This is a genomic window from Pseudomonas umsongensis, assembly GCF_002236105.1.
In the GTDB taxonomy this organism is placed as follows: Bacteria; Pseudomonadota; Gammaproteobacteria; order Pseudomonadales; family Pseudomonadaceae; genus Aquipseudomonas; species Aquipseudomonas umsongensis.
On record NZ_NIWU01000006.1, the window covers coordinates 205,075 to 221,838 of the forward strand.

Below are 16,764 nucleotides of genomic sequence, written 5' to 3' on the forward strand. Positions count from 1 at the left end.
GGAGCTGCCGCAGGCTGCGATCTTTTGCTTTTAAAGGGTCAAGATCAAAAGATCGCAGCCTGCGGCAGCTCCTACAGAGGTTTGTGGTGTTGTGTAGATTTTGTTCGCCCGCCAAGGGCCACTTGAATTCAATGGAGTTGTTTTTATGGGCCCATGGCTCGATAGCGTGACCGGTTGGTTGACGGTCAACCCGCAATGGTTGGCGGCAGCGGTATTTATCGTGGCCTTTGTCGAGTGCCTGGCGATTGCCGGCCTGATCGTGCCGGGAACGGTATTGCTGTTCGCCGTGGCGGTACTGGCCGGCAGCGGCGCGCTGTCGCTGAGTGAAACGCTGCTGCTGGGGTTTCTCGCCGGCGTGCTGGGCGACGTGGTCTCGTATTTCCTCGGCCGACACTTCCATCAGAACATCCGGCGCCTGCCCGGCTTGCGTCATCACCCGGAATGGATCGCCGGGGCCGAGGCGTATTTCCAGCGCTATGGCATCGCCAGCCTGCTGGTCGGACGCTTCATCGGCCCCTTGCGCCCCATGTTGCCGATGGTCGCCGGGATGTTCGACATGCCGTTCCCACGGTTCTTTGCGGTCAGCCTGCTAGCCGGTGCGGGCTGGTCGGTGGCGTACCTGCTACCGGGATGGGCCACGGGCGCGGCGATTCGCCTGCCACTGCCCGAAGGCTTCTGGCCTGAAGCCGGCATCGTCGCCGGCAGCATTACACTCATGATCGGGCTTAGCGCCACCAGCAGCCTGCGCCGCCATCGCAAGGCCACGGTGTTCATTGCCGGCATGAGCTTGCTGATTCTGGCGGGCCTGTTTATCGGCTATCCGCATCTGAATGCCCTCGACCAAGGCGTGATGACCCTGGTGCAGGAACACCGCAGCCCGATGCTCGATGAAGTGGCGGTGGTCTTCACCCTCATCGGCGAATTCCGCAACATGCTGATCTTCAGCGCCTTGCTGGTGGTGCTGCTGCTGGTTACACGGCAATGGCGCCAGCTGATCTTCGCCACCACCACCCTGCTTTGCACCGCCCTGGGCAACACCCTGACCAAACACTTCTTTGCCCGCCTGCGCCCCGAAGTATTGAGCGACCCGCTGACCAGCTACAGCATGCCCAGCGGCCACGCCTCCGGGTCATTCGCGCTGTTCCTGACCCTCGCCGTACTGGCCGGCCGCGGACAACCCCCGCGCATGCGCCTGACCTGGCTGTTGGTGGCGTGCCTGCCGGCGCTGGCAATTTCCCTGTCGCGGGTTTACCTCGGCGCACACTGGCCGACAGATGTGCTGGCAGGAGCGATGCTGGCATCGTGCGTCTGCGCCGCGAGCCTGTGGCTCAGCCAGCGCCAGACCTCGCTGAACGCCATGCCGCCAAAAGTCTGGTGGCTGGTGCTGCCGTCACTGGTGGCATTGTTCGGGTTCTTCGTATTGAGGCATTTGCCACATACGATGTTGCGGTACGCGTATTAGCCAAAAGCAAAAGATCGCAGCCTGCGGCAGCTCCTACAGAATGCATACCAAATTCATGTAGGAGCTGCCGCAGGCTGCGATCTTTTGGCCGCGTCAGGCGAACAACTCGCCCTGCAACTCATCCAGCAACGCCTGAATCGCATCCAGCCGCTGCTGCGGATCATCGAGTTGCAACAGATCGATCTTGTCCTCTTCGGCGAAGGGCAACAGGTACGCCAACTGGTTGGCCAGTGATTGCTGGCCCGCCGCTTCGGTACCCATGTTCAGCGCTTCGACCATCGGGTGTTCGGCCAGGGCCTTGAGCAAGGCCACCAGGTCGGCATCTTCGTCCTGCAGGGGTTGCTCGGGCTCGTCTTCCAGCCATTCGACCTCGGCCAGGATCAGTTGGTCGCGCTGGACTTCGGTAGACAACACTTTGAACCGTCGCCCGCCCTCGACCCGAATACCCAGCAGGCCGTTGTCCTGCTGCTGAAAATCGGTGATACGCGCTTCACAACCGACCATGGCAAAGCCCTGCGGCGCGATACCGACTTCACTTCCCTCAAGGATGCACACCACGCCAAAGCCGCCGCCCTGTTTCATGCAGCGACCGATCATGTCCAGGTAACGCGCCTCGAAGATCTGCAGGTCGAGGATGCAACCAGGAAACAACACCGTGTTCAGCGGAAAAAGCGGCAGACTCATAGACATATTCCTTACACCACCATCGACACCGCCAACGGCAGGAATACCGCCGTGGCCACGCCCATCAAACTCATCGCCAGCGCCGCGAAGGCGCCGCATTCGTCACTTTCCTGCATCGCTACCGCAGTGCCCACCGCGTGGGCGGTCATGCCCAGTGCCATGCCGCGAGCCTCTGGACTGTGGACACCGAGCCGGGTCAACAGACTCGGACCGAAGATAGCCCCGATCACTCCGGTGATCAAAACGAACACCGCCGCCAGCGCGGCGACACCACCAATCTGCTCGGCCACCAGCATGGCGATAGGCGATGTTACCGATTTCGGCGCCATGGTCATCAGGATCATGTGTTCGGCGCCGAACCACCAGCCCAACAGCACCCCCATGCATGTGGCGACCACACCACCTATCACCAGCGTAGTAAATATCGGCCAGAACAACTGTCGAATCCGCCGCAGATTGAGGTAAAGCGGCACCGCCAGCGCGACCGTCGCGGGGCCGAGCAGAATACTCAGGATCTCAGTGCTCTTGCGGTACTCGGCGTAGGTCAGGCCGCAGCCCACCAGCACACCGATCACCAGCAACATGGAGACCAGCACGGGCTGCAAAAAGATCCAGCGGGTTTTCTCGAACGCTGCCAGTACCAGCTGATAGGCACCGAGCGTGATGCCGATACCAAACAACGGATGATGAATCACTGACGTCCAGGCGCCGTGCCAGTCAAGGATCATTGGCCGTCCCCAGGATGAACATGGCGCTTGACCATGCGCTGCATGAGGACTCCGGCGAACGCCATCGACAGCAACAATGACAACACCAGCGCGCCGACAATCGCCCAGAAATCGGCGGCGATGTCCGCGGCGTACACCATCACCCCCACCGCCGGTGGCACCAGCAGTAACGGCAGGTAGCGCAGCAGGCTGCTGGCTGCAAGGTTCAACGGCTCGCCGACCTGGCCACGACCGATGAGAAATATCAGTAACAGCAGCAGACCGATAATCGGCCCCGGCAGGAAGGGTAAAAACAAATGGTTGGTCGCGGTGCCGAGCAATTGGAACAGCACCAGCCAGGTCAGGCCACGTAACAACATCAATGATCCCCCGCAAAATCCGTCACCCGCATTGGCCGACGCATTATAAGCACGCTTGCGCTATGGATCGGCATTCGCCATAAGCATGGTCAGTTGACCGCAGCGTTTTGCCATGGTGATCTAAAGTGGTAATCCGGGAGGTCAAATCCCCCCACCTAAAAACTATAAAACCGATGAACCCAAGGAGAGTCTCAATGCCCTTTGTACCTGCTGCAGAGCTCAAAGATTATGTCGGCAAGGAACTCGGATGTTCCGAATGGCTCACCATCGATCAGGAACGCATCAACCTGTTCGCCGAAGCCACAGGGGACTTCCAGTTCATCCATGTCGACCCGGCCAAAGCCGCGCAAACGCCGTTTGGCAGCACCATCGCCCATGGTTTCCTTTCGCTGTCGCTGATTCCAAAATTGATGGAAGACATCCTCGTCATGCCCGAAGGCTTGAAGATGGTGGTCAACTACGGCCTGGATAGCGTGCGTTTCATTCAGCCGGTCAAGGTCGACTCGAAGGTGCGCCTCAAGGTCGAACTGTCCGAGGTCACCGAGAAAAAACCCGGCCAATTGCTGCTCAAGGCCATCGCCACACTGGAAATCGAAGGCATGGAGAAACCGGCGTACGTCGCCGAATCCCTGTCACTCTGCTTCGTGTAAGCCCTGCCGGTGCGAAGCAGCACACGCTGTTTCGCACCAGATGCTTTTCTACCGGCTGTATATGGACACATGGCTGCGGCATACTCGGTCGCCTAATTGCCCGGAACCCGCTATGCGCCCACTTGCACTCCTCGCCTTGACCCTGATGCTCACCGCTTGCGGCGACGGCGAATCGCTATTGCCCGCGGACGCCCGCCTGCCGGACGGCGGACGCTATCGCGGAGACCTGGTCAACGGATTGCTGCAGGGCCAGGGCCGTATCGATTACCCGAACGGCAGCTGGTACGCCGGCGAGTTCGACCAGGGCCAATGGCATGGCCAGGGTGAGTGGCATGGCAGCAATGGCGAGGCTTATCGCGGCCAGTTCAAGCAAGGCCTGTTTGACGGCCAGGGAACCCTGACCACCAACGCCGGCAGCTACAACGGCGGTTTCAAGCTGGGCCGTCGCGACGGCGAAGGCACCCTCAAAGAAAACGGCATGATCTACCGTGGCGAATTCAAGGCCGATCAATTTTCAGGGCTCGGTCGCCTGGAACTCGAAGATGGCAGTGCATACCAGGGCCAGTTCGCCCACGGCAAGCCCAACGGCGAGGGCCAGCGCAGCGACGGCAGCGGCAATCAATTCACCGGACACTTCGTCGACGGTCAGCTGGAAGGTAACGGAACCTTCAACAGTGCGGAAGGTGACATCTATGTCGGCGCGTTCAAAAACAACCAATTGCACGGCAAGGGCCGTTATGAAAATGCCGATGGCGACGTATGGCTGGGTCAATTCAAGGAAGGCTCGCTAAACGGCAAGGGCGAATTGATCGGCGCCGACGGCAGCCACTACATCGGCCACTTCAATGACTGGCGCTTCAGCGGCCAAGGTCGCTTGAACCTGGCCGACGGTAGTTTCTACACCGGCCAATTCGACAACGACACTTATTCCGGACGCGGCACCCTGGTCCTCACCGACGGCGCCGTGCTCAGTGGCACCTGGATCAACGGCCAGCGCGTGCGCGACGCCGAAGGCAAATTACTGCCAGACACCCTCGAGCTGGGTTTGCTGGCCCAGGGACGCTTGCTCGAAGAAGCGTTTACCAACGTCCCAGCCTCAACCCCGGCGGTAGAGCTGTACACCCTGACCCTTGGCGGCGATGGCAAGCAGAGTGTTTTCCTGCGTGAATCGGACTATGTCGCGAACATGCTCACCAGCCGTTTCGGTGCCTATGGCCAAATCCGCCTGGTGAACCATCGCGACCACCTCGGCGACCGGCCGATGGCCACCCGCGAGAACCTGAGGCGCTCCGCCGTGACGCTGGCCGAACGCACTGGCCCGGAAGACCTGATTTTCATCTACCTGACCAGTCACGGCACCAGCGAGCACGAACTGGTGCTCGACCAGCCGCGCATGGAACTGGCCGATCTGCCGGCCGACGAGCTTGCCGCCGTCCTCGCCCCACTGAAAAACCGCGACAAGATCATCGTGATTTCGTCCTGCTACTCCGGCGGTTTCATCCCCGCCCTGAAAGACGAACGCACCCTGATCATGACCGCCTCGCGCGCTGACCGCGTGTCTTTCGGTTGTTCCGAAGAAGCCAACTTCACCTACTTCGGCGATGCCCTGTTTGCCCGGGCACTGAACCAGACCGATGACTTGGAACAAGCCTTCAAACTGGCCAAGGCCACCGTCGCCGAGCGCGAGCTGACAGACAATTTCGAAGCCTCCGAACCGCAGATCTGGGCGCCTAGAACCGTGCTCTCGCACTGGCAACTGTTACGCAAGCAGCAGGCAAGAAAAGCCCTGCAAAGTGTTTCCATTGACAACAAGGATGCAAAGAACAACTAAGCTGAACAGTATCAAGGGAGAAACACTATGTACTTGACGCCTCAGCACGTGTTGCTTGCCGGAGCCACCGGATTAACCGGTGAACACTTACTTGATCGCTTGCTCAACGAGCCAACGATATCGCGAGTATTGGCCCCTTCACGCCGGCCACTGGCCGAGCATCCCCACTTGGAAAATCCGGTGGGCGATCCCTCTGAGTTTCTGCCGCAATTGAACGGCCGCGTTGACATCGCCTACTGCTGCCTGGGCACTACAATCAAACAGGCCGGCTCGGAGGAGGCGTTTCGCGCGGTGGACCTGGACATGGTGGTGGCTTTCGCCAAACGTGCCCGGGAGATGGGCGCCCGGCACCTGATCGTGATCAGCGCCCTGGGTGCCGATCGCAGATCCTCGATTTTCTACAACCGGGTCAAAGGCGAGATGGAACATGCCTTGCGCGCGCAGAATTGGCCACAGTTGACCATCTGCCGTCCATCGTTGCTGCTGGGCGAACGCACTGAACCACGCCTGGGCGAGCAGTTCGCCGGGCCTTTGTCGAAACTGATTCCCGGCAAATACCGAGGCATTGAAGCCTGCCAACTGGCCCGCGCGATGTGGCGCCTCGCTCTGGAGGAGCAGGATGGGGTGCGGATTGTCGAGTCGGACGAGTTGAGGAAGTTGGGGAAATAGATCAAAAGATCGCAGCCTGCGGCAGCTCCTACAGGGTGTACACACTCCCAATGTAGGAGCTGCCGCAGGCTGCGATCTTTTGTCTTTACAGTCCACCCGTTGCCTGAAAGCTGACCCCGATCACAGTCAGCAGCGACAACGGCAACAGCAGCGTGTCGAGCAACGCGCTGGCCGGCAGATCTACACCCGGATAGCTCGGTGCCTCGGCACCAAAACGGTCCATCGCGCAGCAGCCGCCATTGAGCGCATACCAATCCAGCCGCGTCCCGGAGTAGACCACTGGCGCTCCCGGCTTGGCAGCATCCAGCGTACGCGCCGTGGCACATCCCGCCAGCTGTAGCGCCAGCACAATCACCAGCAGCTTATTCATCGCTGCTCAGATGATATTCACCCCAACGCGGCAGCATGTCCTGGGGAATGCTCAGCAGATTGAGGATCCGCGCCACGACGAAATCGATCAGGTCGTCGATGGTTTGTGGCTGATGATAGAAACCCGGCGATGCCGGCAAAATCGTCACGCCCATGTTCGACAACTTGAGCATGTGCTCCAGGTGAATGCTTGAATATGGCGCTTCACGCGGCACCAGGATCAACTGGCGGCGCTCCTTGAGCGTCACATCGGCGGCACGTTCGATCAGGTTGTTGCAGGCTCCCGTCGCGATGGCCGACAGCGTCCCGGTAGAGCATGGCACTACCACCATCGCCGCCGGCGCGCCGGAGCCCGAGGCCACCGGCGACATCCAGTCTTCCTTGCCGTAGACCCGAATCTGCCCGGCGGCGGCACCGGTGTACTCGGTAAGGAAGGCTTGCATCGCCTGTGGCTTGGGCGGCAACGTGACGTCGGTTTCGGTAGCCATCACCAGTTGCGCGGCCTTGGAAATCAGGAAGTGCACTTCGCGGTCTTCGCGCACCAGGCAATCGAGCAGGCGCAAGCCGTACTGGGCGCCGGAAGCGCCGGTCATCGCCAGCGTGATGCGATCGGGACCGTTGCTCATTTGAGCGCCTCGGCCAGCTTGCCATGCAGGCCGCCGAAGCCGCCGTTGCTCATGATCACCACGTGGGTGCCTGGCTGGGCCTGGCTCTTGACCCGCTCAATGATGCCTTCCAGCGAGTCGCTGACTATCGACGGTACCGTGCACAATGCGGCGGTACCTGCCAGATCCCAGCCGAGATTGGCCGGTGCATACCAGATCACCTGGTCGGCATCGACCACGCTCTCTGGCAAGCCGTCACGGTGCGCGCCAAGCTTCATGGAGTTGGAGCGCGGTTCAATGATCGCAATCAACGGCGCATCGCCAATGCGTTTGCGCAGGCCGTCGAGCGTGGTGGCAATGGCCGTCGGATGGTGGGCGAAGTCGTCATAGATGGTGATGCCACGCACCTCGGCGACTTTTTCCATCCGTCGCTTCACACTCTTGAAAGCGCTCAAGGCGGCAATACCCAGGGCCGGCGCCACGCCAACATGGCGCGCCGCGGCCAACGTGGCCAATGCGTTGGCCACGTTGTGCTGGCCGGTCATGTCCCACTCGACCACGCCTTGAGCGACGCCTTCGAACATCACTTCGAATTGCGAGCCATCGTCTCTGAGCAGCTTGACCTGCCATTGCCCGCCCGCACCGGTGGTTTGCACCGGGGTCCAGCAGCCCATCTCGATGACGCGCAGCAAGGCCGGCTCGGTGGTTGGATGAATCACCAGGCCTTCGCTCGGAATAGTCCGCACCAGATGATGGAACTGCCGCTCGATCGCCGGCAGATCCGGGAAGATATCGGCGTGGTCGAACTCCAGGTTGTTCAGGATTGCCGTGCGCGGACGGTAGTGAACGAACTTGGAGCGCTTGTCGAAAAATGCGCTGTCGTATTCATCGGCTTCGATCACGAAAAACGGCGTGTCGCCCAGGCGTGCCGACACCGAGAAGTTCTGCGGTACACCACCGATCAGGAAGCCCGGGCTCATGCCTGCGTGCTCCAGCACCCAGGCGAGCATGCTGCTGGTGGTGGTCTTGCCATGCGTACCGGCCACGGCCAGTACCCAGCGACCTTGCAGCACGTGGTCGGCCAGCCATTGCGGGCCGGAGACATAGGGCAGGCCTTTGTTCAGCACGTACTCGACCGCCGGGTTGCCTCGCGACATGGCGTTGCCGATGACCACCAGGTCAGGCGCCGGGTCCAGTTGCGCCGGGTCGTAGCCCTGGGTCAACTCGATACCCTGTGCCTCGAGCTGAGTGCTCATTGGCGGGTAGACGTTGGCATCGGAGCCGGTCACGTGATGGCCGAGCTCTTTGGCCAGGACTGCCATCGAACCCATGAAAGTGCCGCAGATACCCAGAATATGAATGTGCATAGTCGACCTCGTAAAACATGGCCGCAGGTTAGCTTAGGGGGGAAAAATTCGCACCTTTGTTTCGTCCTCAATGACGCCATTCGCGAGCAGGCTCGCTCCCACAGTAGATCTGGGTCAGCCCCCGAATTGTGGGTTCAACCCAACATCCTGTGGGAGCGAGCCTGCTCGCGAATGGACACGCCGCGGATTACCGGGCGATGCCGTGCTTGCGAAGTTTTCGATACAGGGTATTGCGGCTGACTCCCAGCTGTTCAGCCGTATTCGTCATATGCCAGCGCGTATGCTCCAGCGCATTCAACAGCGCCAGGCGCTCGGCATCCTCCAGTGGATGCTCGCAAGGCTGTTCAATTTTCGGCATGACCACTTGCCGTGCCTGACGAATCATCGCCGGCAGATCCTCAAGCGCGATTCGTCCGCCGTCACACAATGCCGCCAGCGTGCGCAACACATTGCGCATCTGTCGCACGTTGCCCGGCCAGGCAAATCCCAACAACACCTCACGCGCCGGCCCGTCGATCAATACGGTTTCTCCGCGCGCCTCTTTGGCCAGCAAGTAGTCGAGCAACTGCGATTTATCACTGCGCTCGCGCAACGCTGGCAACGCGACTTCCAAGCCATTGAGGCGGTAATACAGATCCTCGCGAAAACTGCCGTCCTGCACCCTTTCCAGCAGGTTGCGGTGCGTGGCACTGATGATTCGCACATTGACCGATTCCGGCTCGCCACCGATCGGAACCACTTGCCGATCTTCCAGCACGCGCAACAAACGGGTCTGCAAGGCCAGGGGCATGTCGCCGATTTCATCGAGGAACAACGTCCCGCCGTCGGCCTGCTGCAGCTTGCCGCGCATGCCCTCCTTGCGTGCGCCGGTGAAGCTGCCGCCGCGGTAACCGAACAGCTCGCTCTCGATCAGGCTTTCGGGGATGGCCGCACAGTTGAGGGCGACGAAGGCTTTTTCCGCGCGCTGGCTGGCTTGGTGCACGGCCTTGGCAAAGGCTTCCTTGCCCGAACCGGTTTCGCCGTTGATCAGCAATGGCACGTCCCGTTCGTACACACGCAGGGCCTTGCGGAAATCCGCCTGCAAGATCGGATCACCCAGGCAGATGCCCGACAACTGCGGGCGCTCTTCAGCCACCGGCCCCTGCACCAGCGGCACCGGGACTTTTCGCGCTTGCCCGCGTAACACGGCGAACAGATGGCGTCCGTCCCGGGTACGCAGCGGCCAGCTCGCGCTGGCATTGACGCTCGCGCGGCCGAGCAGTTCGTCCAGCGAGCAGTCGAAAAATGCCTCCACCGGCTTGCCCAACAAACCGCCACGGATATGCCCCAGCAGGTTCAGTGCACTCTGATTGACCGCGCAGATCCGCCCTTCGCCGTCGAACGCCAGCAGCCCTTCGCTGAACAAGCCGACGGACTCGGCCTGCAGATGAAAACGCAGCAGCCATTGATTATCGAAACAACGCAGGAAATAGCAGCTCTCGATCATCTTCGCCGACAGATTGACCAAAGCCATGGTATGGAATTGGCTTTGCCGCGATACCTCGTGCCGGGCAGAAGACACGTCGAGTACAGCCAGCAGTTCGCCGTGCGGATCGAATACCGGGCTCGCCGAGCAGGTCAGGCCGGTATGCCGCCCGCGAAAATGTTCGTCCTGATGAATGGTCAGCGACTGGCGCTCCACCAGGCAGGTGCCGATGCCATTGGTGCCTTCACAGGCCTCGCTCCAGTCGGCACCCAGCCAGAGGCCGGCACGTTCGAAAATCTTGCGTTCGGCCGGCGCCGTCACGCAATTGAGGATCACGCCGCGAGCATCGGTCAACAGCACGGCATGGCCGGCACCGGAGAGCTGCTGATGCAGACTGGTCATTTCATTGCCGGCGATGTGTAGCACTTGCTGCAAGCGTTCGCGACTTTCCAGCACGCGGCCATGTTCCAGCACCGTCGGCGCCATGTTCAAGGCCGGGTCGAGGTGGTAGTCCTCAAGGCAGCGCAGCCAGGAACGGGCGATCGACGGGTCGCTGCCAGGGCCGTGCAGGTGAGCTTTGCCCTGGGTCACGGTCAACACTTGCTGGGCATGGCGACTCAAATGGTTGTCGTGCATTTCTTATTATTCTCCCCCCGAAAGGTTCACGTTCCCTGTAGGAGCTGCCGCAGGCTGCGATCTTTTGATCTTGATCTTAAAAAAATCAAAAGATCGCAGCCTGCGGCAGCTCCTACAGGGTGATGCAGCGTCTGAGCATCCTCCAGCCTGGGCCGCATTGCAACGCTGGCAAGACCGTTCAGTCACAGGCCGCACCAGAACCGGTACAAAGTGTCACAGGGACTGTACCGAAAGCGTCACAGGCGCCTCCCGCCCGTCCGACAAAAAACGCGCAACACCTTGATTTACCTGACCTGCAACGCAGTGGCCCGGCCTTTGCTCTACGCTTAAAGCAAGCGCACATGCGCGTCTTCCTTATAAGCACAAGAACCCAAGGAGAAACCATCATGCGTTACGCTCACCCCGGTACTGAAGGCGCTATCGTTTCGTTCAAGAGCAAATATGGAAATTACATCGGCGGCGAGTTCGTCGCGCCTGTCAAAGGTCAGTACTTCACCAATACCTCGCCAGTAAATGGCCAACCGATTGCCGAATTCCCGCGCTCCACGGCTGAAGACATCGACAAAGCCCTGGACGCCGCCCACGCGGCCGCCGATGCCTGGGGCGCCACGTCTGCCCAGGCGCGTTCGCTGGTACTGCTGAAAATCGCCGACCGTATCGAGCAGAACCTGGAACTGTTGGCAATCACCGAATCCTGGGACAACGGCAAGGCCGTGCGCGAAACCCTCAACGCCGATATCCCGCTGGCCGCCGACCATTTCCGCTACTTCGCCGGCTGCATCCGCGCCCAGGAAGGCAGCGCTGCCGAAATCGATGGCAACACCGTGGCCTATCACATCCATGAACCCCTGGGCGTGGTCGGGCAGATCATCCCGTGGAACTTCCCGATCCTGATGGCCGCCTGGAAACTCGCCCCGGCCCTGGCCGCCGGTAACTGCGTGGTGCTCAAGCCTGCCGAACAAACCCCGCTGGGCATCACCGTGCTGGTCGAGCTGATCGGCGACCTGTTGCCACCCGGCGTGCTGAACATCGTGCAGGGCTTCGGCAAAGAAGCCGGCGAAGCCCTGGCCACCAGCAAGCGCATTGCCAAGATCGCCTTCACCGGCTCGACCCCGGTCGGCTCGCACATCATGAAATGCGCGGCCGAGAACATCATTCCGTCCACCGTGGAGCTGGGCGGCAAGTCGCCGAACATCTTCTTCGAAGACATCATGCAGGCCGAACCGTCCTTCATCGAGAAGGCTGCCGAAGGCCTGGTGCTGGCGTTCTTCAACCAAGGCGAAGTCTGCACCTGCCCTTCCCGCGCCCTGGTGCAGGAATCGATCTACGACGACTTCATGAAAGAGGTGATGAAAAAAGTCTTGTCGATCAAACGTGGCGACCCGCTGGACACCGACACCATGGTCGGCGCCCAGGCGTCCGAGCAGCAATTCGACAAGATCCTGTCCTACCTGGAAATCGCCAAGGGCGAAGGCGCCGAGCTGCTGACCGGCGGCAAGGTGGAAAAACTCGAGGGCAACCTGGCGAGCGGCTATTACATCCAGCCGACGCTGCTCAAGGGCACCAACAAGATGCGCGTGTTCCAGGAAGAAATCTTTGGCCCGGTGGTGAGCATCACCACCTTCAAGGACGAAGCCGAAGCCTTGGCCATCGCCAACGACACCGAGTTCGGCCTCGGTGCCGGCCTGTGGACCCGCGACATCAACCGCGCCTATCGCATGGGCCGGGCGATCAAGGCGGGTCGCGTGTGGACCAACTGCTACCACCTGTACCCGGCGCATGCTGCGTTCGGTGGCTACAAGAAGTCCGGCGTCGGCCGTGAAACCCACAAGATGATGCTCGACCACTATCAGCAGACCAAGAACCTGCTGGTGAGCTACGACATCAATCCGCTGGGCTTCTTCTAAAAAATCGAGGCGATACAGGCATCCCTGTATCGCCTTCCAAATTGCTTTCGCGAGCAAGCCCGCTCCCACAGGGGTTTTGTGTGAATCCAAGGGAATGGGTCGACACAAGTCCATTGTGGGAGCGGGCTTGCTCGCGAAGGCGTCCTCAATGACACCGCACAACTGGCCTGGCCGTTCTGGCACGGGCTTTGCGTGCCCGCACCTCACCCAAACGCAGCTCCCGAAAGTCCAAAAAGATCAAAAAATAAAAGACAGCGAGGACTTATGACTTCTTCGACACAGCTCAAACCCACACTCGGCACCCTGCATTTATGGGGCATTGCCGTTGGCTTGGTGATTTCCGGCGAGTACTTTGGCTGGAGTTACGGCTGGGGCACCGCCGGGACCTTGGGGTTCCTCGTCACCGCCCTGATGGTGGCAACGATGTATACCTGTTTCATCTTCAGTTTCACCGAGTTGACCACGGCGATTCCCCATGCCGGCGGGCCATTTGCCTACAGTCGGCGAGCCTTCGGTGAAAAAGGCGGATTAATCGCCGGTATCGCGACCCTGATCGAGTTTGTTTTCGCGCCGCCGGCCATCGCCATGGCCATCGGTGCCTATCTGAATGTGCAATACCCGGAACTGGACCCGAAAATCGCCGCCGTCGGCGCCTACTTCGTGTTCATGACCCTCAATATTCTCGGCGTCAGCATCGCCGCCACCTTCGAACTGGTGGTGACCGTGCTGGCCGTCGCCGAACTGCTGGTGTTCATGGGTGTGGTCGCGCCTGGGTTCAGTTTCAGCAATTTCGTGCTCAATGGCTGGTCTGGCTCCAGTGAATTCACTATTGCGTCCATTCCCGGCATTTTCGCCGCCATTCCCTTCGCCATCTGGTTCTTTCTCGCCATCGAAGGCGCCGCCATGGCCGCCGAGGAAGCCAAGGACCCGAAACGTACAATTCCCCGGGCATACGTCAGCGGCATCCTGACCCTGGTATTCCTGGCCATCGGCACAATGGTAATGGCCGGTGGCGTCGGCGACTGGCGTCAACTGGCAAACATCAATGACCCGCTGCCCCAGGCCATGAAAGCGGTAGTCGGCAACAATTCGACCTGGATGCACATGCTGGTCTGGATCGGCCTGTTTGGCCTGGTGGCGAGTTTCCACGGGATCATTCTCGGTTACTCGCGGCAATTCTTCGCCCTGGCCCGCGCCGGTTACCTGCCACGCAGCCTGGCCAAGCTTTCGCGTTTCCAGACCCCACATCGGGCGATCCTGGCCGGTGGCGTGATCGGCATTGCAGCGATCTACAGCGATGGCCTGGTCAACCTGCAAGGCATGTCGCTGACGGCGGCGATGATCACCATGTCGGTATTTGGTGCCATCGTCATGTACATCATCAGTATGCTGAGCCTGTTCAAACTGCGTAAAACCGAGCCGAACCTCGAGCGCACCTTCCGCGCACCGGGTTATCCGATCGTACCAGGGATCGCGCTGTTCCTGGCGCTGGTGTGCCTGGTCGCGATGGCGTGGTTCAACACCTTGATCGGCCTGGTCTTCCTTGGCTTCATGGCGGCCGGCTACCTGTATTTCCAATTGACCGCGCGGCAGCGCTCCGAAGCACCGGCGGACGCTATGCTCGAAGGTATCTAGCAGCCCGGCACCGCCCTATTAAGGTGCATACCACCCCCCCTGTAGGCGCTGCACTCGACAGCGCCTACAAAGGATAAGCAGTGAATTTGAGTTATTTAGAGGACACCGCCCATGGCCGTTTATGCCCATTCCGTCGGCGCCCAGACCTACCGCTTTGAAAACCTCAAGGAAGTGATGGCCAAGGCCACCCCGGCACGCTCCGGGGACTATCTGGCCGGCGTCGCCGCCCTCAATGACGGCGAGCGCGTCGCTGCGCAGATGGTGTTGGCCGACATCCCGCTGAGCCACTTCCTGCAGGAAGTCCTGATTCCCTATGAGACCGATGAAGTCACCCGACTGATCATCGACACCCACGATAAACAGGCTTTCGCAGTGGTCAGCCATCTCACTGTCGGCGGTTTTCGCGACTGGCTGCTCAGCGACGCCGCCGACGAACAGGTCCTGCGCGCCCTCGCCCCCGGCCTGACCCCGGAAATGGCGGCTGCCGTGTCGAAGATCATGCGCGTACAGGACCTGGTGCTGGTCGCGCAGAAAATCCGGGTCGTTACGCAGTTCCGCGGCACCTTGGGCCTGCGCGGTCGCCTGTCTACCCGCCTGCAACCCAACCACCCGACGGACGAACCGGCCGGCATTGCCGCGAGTATTCTGGATGGCCTGCTGCACGGAAACGGTGATGCCATGATCGGCATCAACCCGGCCACCGACAGCATCGCCTCGATCTGCGCCATGCTGGAAATGCTCGATGCGATCATCCAACGCTACGAAATCCCGACCCAGGCTTGTGTGCTGACCCATGTCACCACCTCGATCGAAGCGGTCAATCGCGGCGTCCCCCTGGACCTGGTATTCCAGTCGATCGCTGGCACCGAGGCGGCCAACGCCAGCTTCGGCATCAATCTCAATGTACTCCAGGAAGGATACGACGCCGGCTTGAGCCTCAACCGCGGTACGCTCGGCAAGAACCTGATGTATTTCGAAACCGGCCAGGGCAGCGCCCTGTCGGCCAATGCCCACCACGGCGTCGACCAACAAACTTGCGAAACCAGGGCTTACGCCGTGGCCCGCCATTTCAAGCCGTTCCTGGTGAACACCGTAGTCGGGTTCATCGGCCCCGAATACCTCTACAACGGCAAGCAGATCATCCGCGCCGGCCTCGAAGACCACTTCTGCGGCAAGCTACTGGGCGTGCCGATGGGCTGCGACATCTGTTACACCAACCATGCCGAGGCCGACCAGGATGATATGGACACCCTGTTGACCCTGCTCGGGGTCGCCGGGATCAACTTCATCATGGGCATCCCCGGTTCCGACGACATCATGCTCAACTACCAGACCACGTCGTTCCACGATGCGCTGTACGCCCGCCAGACGCTGGGGCTCAAGCCTGCACCGGAGTTCGAGCAATGGCTGGCGAAAATGGGCATCTTCACGCAGCCGGACGGCAAGGTCCTCTTCGGTAACAGCCTGCCGCCGGCCTTCCGCCAGGCCTTGGCGCAATTGGGATGAGTGTCGATATGGAAAAACCACCTTTTGATCCGCACAACCCGTGGCTGGAACTGCGACGGCTGACCCCCGCACGCATTGCCCTGGGCCGCACCGGCACCAGCCTGCCGACCCGCGCACAACTGGACTTTCAGTTTGCCCACGCCCAGGCGCGAGACGCGGTGCACTTGCCGTTCGATCATGTCGCCCTCAGCGAGCAATTGGCCGAATGCGGTCGTGACAGCCTGTTGCTGCATAGCGCTGCAACTGATCGCAACAGCTATCTGCAACGCCCCGATCTGGGGCGAAAATTGAGCGTGGAGTCGGCAAAAAAACTGCGTGAATACGCCGCAGCCAATCCTAGGGGAGTCGATCTCGCCATCGTGGTCGCCGATGGGCTGTCGGCATTGGCTGTGCATCGCCACACACTGCCGTTCCTGGCACGCTTTGCAGAGCAGAGTTCAGCCGACGGATGGTCTATGGCACCGGTGATACTGGTAGAACAGGGCCGGGTCGCGGTAGCCGACGAAATTGGCGAACTGTTGGGTGCAAAAATGACCGTGATCCTGATCGGCGAACGCCCTGGCCTGAGCTCTCCAGACAGCCTGGGATTATATTTCACCTACAATCCAAAGGTCGGCCTGACCGACGCCTATCGCAACTGCATCTCGAATGTACGCCTCGAAGGCCTGACTTACGGCATGGCGGCACACCGTTTGCTTTATTTGATGCGCGAGGCGTGCCGGCGACAGTTATCCGGAGTCAACCTGAAGGACGAAGCGCAGGTGCAAACGCTGGAGTCAGACGCAGGAGCGGACATTAAAGGAAATTTCCTACTGGATTCACCGCAAGCCTGAACCGCTTCCGCATTGCACTTTCTCATCCTTTTCAGGCAGGATCGATGCACGGCTGCCA

Annotated in this window: 15 protein-coding genes; 8 read left to right on the plus strand and 7 right to left on the minus strand. The window is 60.6% G+C overall.

Annotated features, from left to right (window positions below; genetic code table 11):
* Positions 1-145 precede the first annotated feature (145 nt).
* A complete protein-coding gene (locus PSUM_RS25370; RefSeq protein ID WP_083349789.1) occupies positions 146-1,462 on the plus strand; it encodes a bifunctional DedA family/phosphatase PAP2 family protein in 1,317 nt (438 codons plus the stop codon).
* Positions 1,463-1,555: 93 nt separating this feature from the next.
* Here the strand turns inward: PSUM_RS25370 and PSUM_RS25375 are convergent, their stop codons facing one another.
* Genes PSUM_RS25375 through PSUM_RS25385 form a run of 3 tightly spaced genes read right to left on the minus strand, consistent with a single transcriptional unit; the run spans position 1,556 to position 3,233 of the window.
* On the minus strand, positions 1,556-2,146 hold the full coding sequence (locus tag PSUM_RS25375; RefSeq protein ID WP_020798765.1) for an LON peptidase substrate-binding domain-containing protein: 591 nt from the start codon (positions 2,144-2,146) through the stop codon (positions 1,556-1,558).
* Between the two features lie 11 nt (positions 2,147-2,157).
* A complete protein-coding gene (locus PSUM_RS25380) occupies positions 2,158-2,874 on the minus strand; it encodes an LrgB family protein (protein WP_008065952.1) in 717 nt (238 codons plus the stop codon).
* On the minus strand, positions 2,871-3,233 hold the full coding sequence (locus tag PSUM_RS25385; protein WP_020798766.1) for a CidA/LrgA family protein: 363 nt from the start codon (positions 3,231-3,233) through the stop codon (positions 2,871-2,873). Before PSUM_RS25385 ends, PSUM_RS25380 begins: the two co-directional genes overlap by 4 nt.
* Before the next feature lie 194 nt (positions 3,234-3,427).
* On the opposite strand from PSUM_RS25385, the gene PSUM_RS25390 reads away from it, so the two are divergent.
* The 3 genes from PSUM_RS25390 to PSUM_RS25400 all read left to right on the plus strand — a co-directional run bounded on the left by PSUM_RS25390 (position 3,428) and on the right by PSUM_RS25400 (position 6,383).
* Positions 3,428-3,883 carry a MaoC family dehydratase gene (locus PSUM_RS25390; RefSeq protein WP_020798767.1) on the plus strand — a complete coding sequence of 152 codons (456 nt, stop codon included), beginning with the start codon at positions 3,428-3,430 and terminating at the stop codon, positions 3,881-3,883.
* A 112-nt stretch (positions 3,884-3,995) separates the two neighbouring features.
* A complete protein-coding gene (locus tag PSUM_RS25395) occupies positions 3,996-5,714 on the plus strand; it encodes a C13 family peptidase (RefSeq protein WP_033045413.1) in 1,719 nt (572 codons plus the stop codon).
* 27 nt (positions 5,715-5,741) lie between these two features.
* Positions 5,742-6,383, plus strand: coding sequence for an oxidoreductase (locus PSUM_RS25400; protein WP_033045415.1), 642 nt, complete (start codon positions 5,742-5,744; stop codon positions 6,381-6,383).
* Between the two features lie 85 nt (positions 6,384-6,468).
* On the opposite strand, the gene PSUM_RS25405 is transcribed toward PSUM_RS25400, so the two are convergent.
* The 4 genes from PSUM_RS25405 to PSUM_RS25420 form a co-directional block, all read right to left on the minus strand.
* On the minus strand, positions 6,469-6,753 hold the full coding sequence (locus PSUM_RS25405) for a YceK/YidQ family lipoprotein (protein ID WP_020798770.1): 285 nt from the start codon (positions 6,751-6,753) through the stop codon (positions 6,469-6,471).
* Complete coding sequence (ubiX, locus tag PSUM_RS25410) at positions 6,746-7,378, minus strand: flavin prenyltransferase UbiX (protein ID WP_020798771.1); 633 nt, start codon at positions 7,376-7,378, stop codon at positions 6,746-6,748. Before ubiX ends, PSUM_RS25405 begins: the two co-directional genes overlap by 8 nt.
* Positions 7,375-8,724 (minus strand): UDP-N-acetylmuramate:L-alanyl-gamma-D-glutamyl-meso-diaminopimelate ligase, encoded by a 1,350-nt coding sequence (gene mpl, locus PSUM_RS25415; RefSeq protein ID WP_083349790.1) that lies wholly within the window; start codon positions 8,722-8,724, stop codon positions 7,375-7,377. The genes ubiX and mpl overlap by 4 nt, the downstream gene beginning before the upstream one ends.
* A 187-nt stretch (positions 8,725-8,911) precedes the next feature.
* Positions 8,912-10,825 (minus strand): sigma-54-dependent Fis family transcriptional regulator, encoded by a 1,914-nt coding sequence (locus PSUM_RS25420; protein WP_083349791.1) that lies wholly within the window; start codon positions 10,823-10,825, stop codon positions 8,912-8,914.
* 386 nt (positions 10,826-11,211) lie between these two features.
* On the opposite strand from PSUM_RS25420, the gene exaC reads away from it, so the two are divergent.
* From exaC to eutC, 4 genes are all read left to right on the plus strand, one after another.
* Complete coding sequence (gene exaC, locus PSUM_RS25425) at positions 11,212-12,732, plus strand: acetaldehyde dehydrogenase ExaC (RefSeq protein WP_083349792.1); 1,521 nt, start codon at positions 11,212-11,214, stop codon at positions 12,730-12,732.
* Between the two features lie 264 nt (positions 12,733-12,996).
* Positions 12,997-14,367 (plus strand): ethanolamine permease, encoded by a 1,371-nt coding sequence (eat, locus tag PSUM_RS25430; protein ID WP_083349793.1) that lies wholly within the window; start codon positions 12,997-12,999, stop codon positions 14,365-14,367.
* Positions 14,368-14,478: 111 nt separating this feature from the next.
* A complete protein-coding gene (locus PSUM_RS25435) occupies positions 14,479-15,873 on the plus strand; it encodes an ethanolamine ammonia-lyase subunit EutB (RefSeq protein ID WP_020796300.1) in 1,395 nt (464 codons plus the stop codon).
* The gene (eutC, locus tag PSUM_RS25440; RefSeq protein WP_371106601.1) at positions 15,870-16,706 is read left to right on the plus strand and encodes an ethanolamine ammonia-lyase subunit EutC; all 837 of its coding nucleotides are present in this window, start codon (positions 15,870-15,872) and stop codon (positions 16,704-16,706) included. The genes PSUM_RS25435 and eutC overlap by 4 nt, the downstream gene beginning before the upstream one ends.
* Positions 16,707-16,764: the final 58 nt, after the last annotated feature.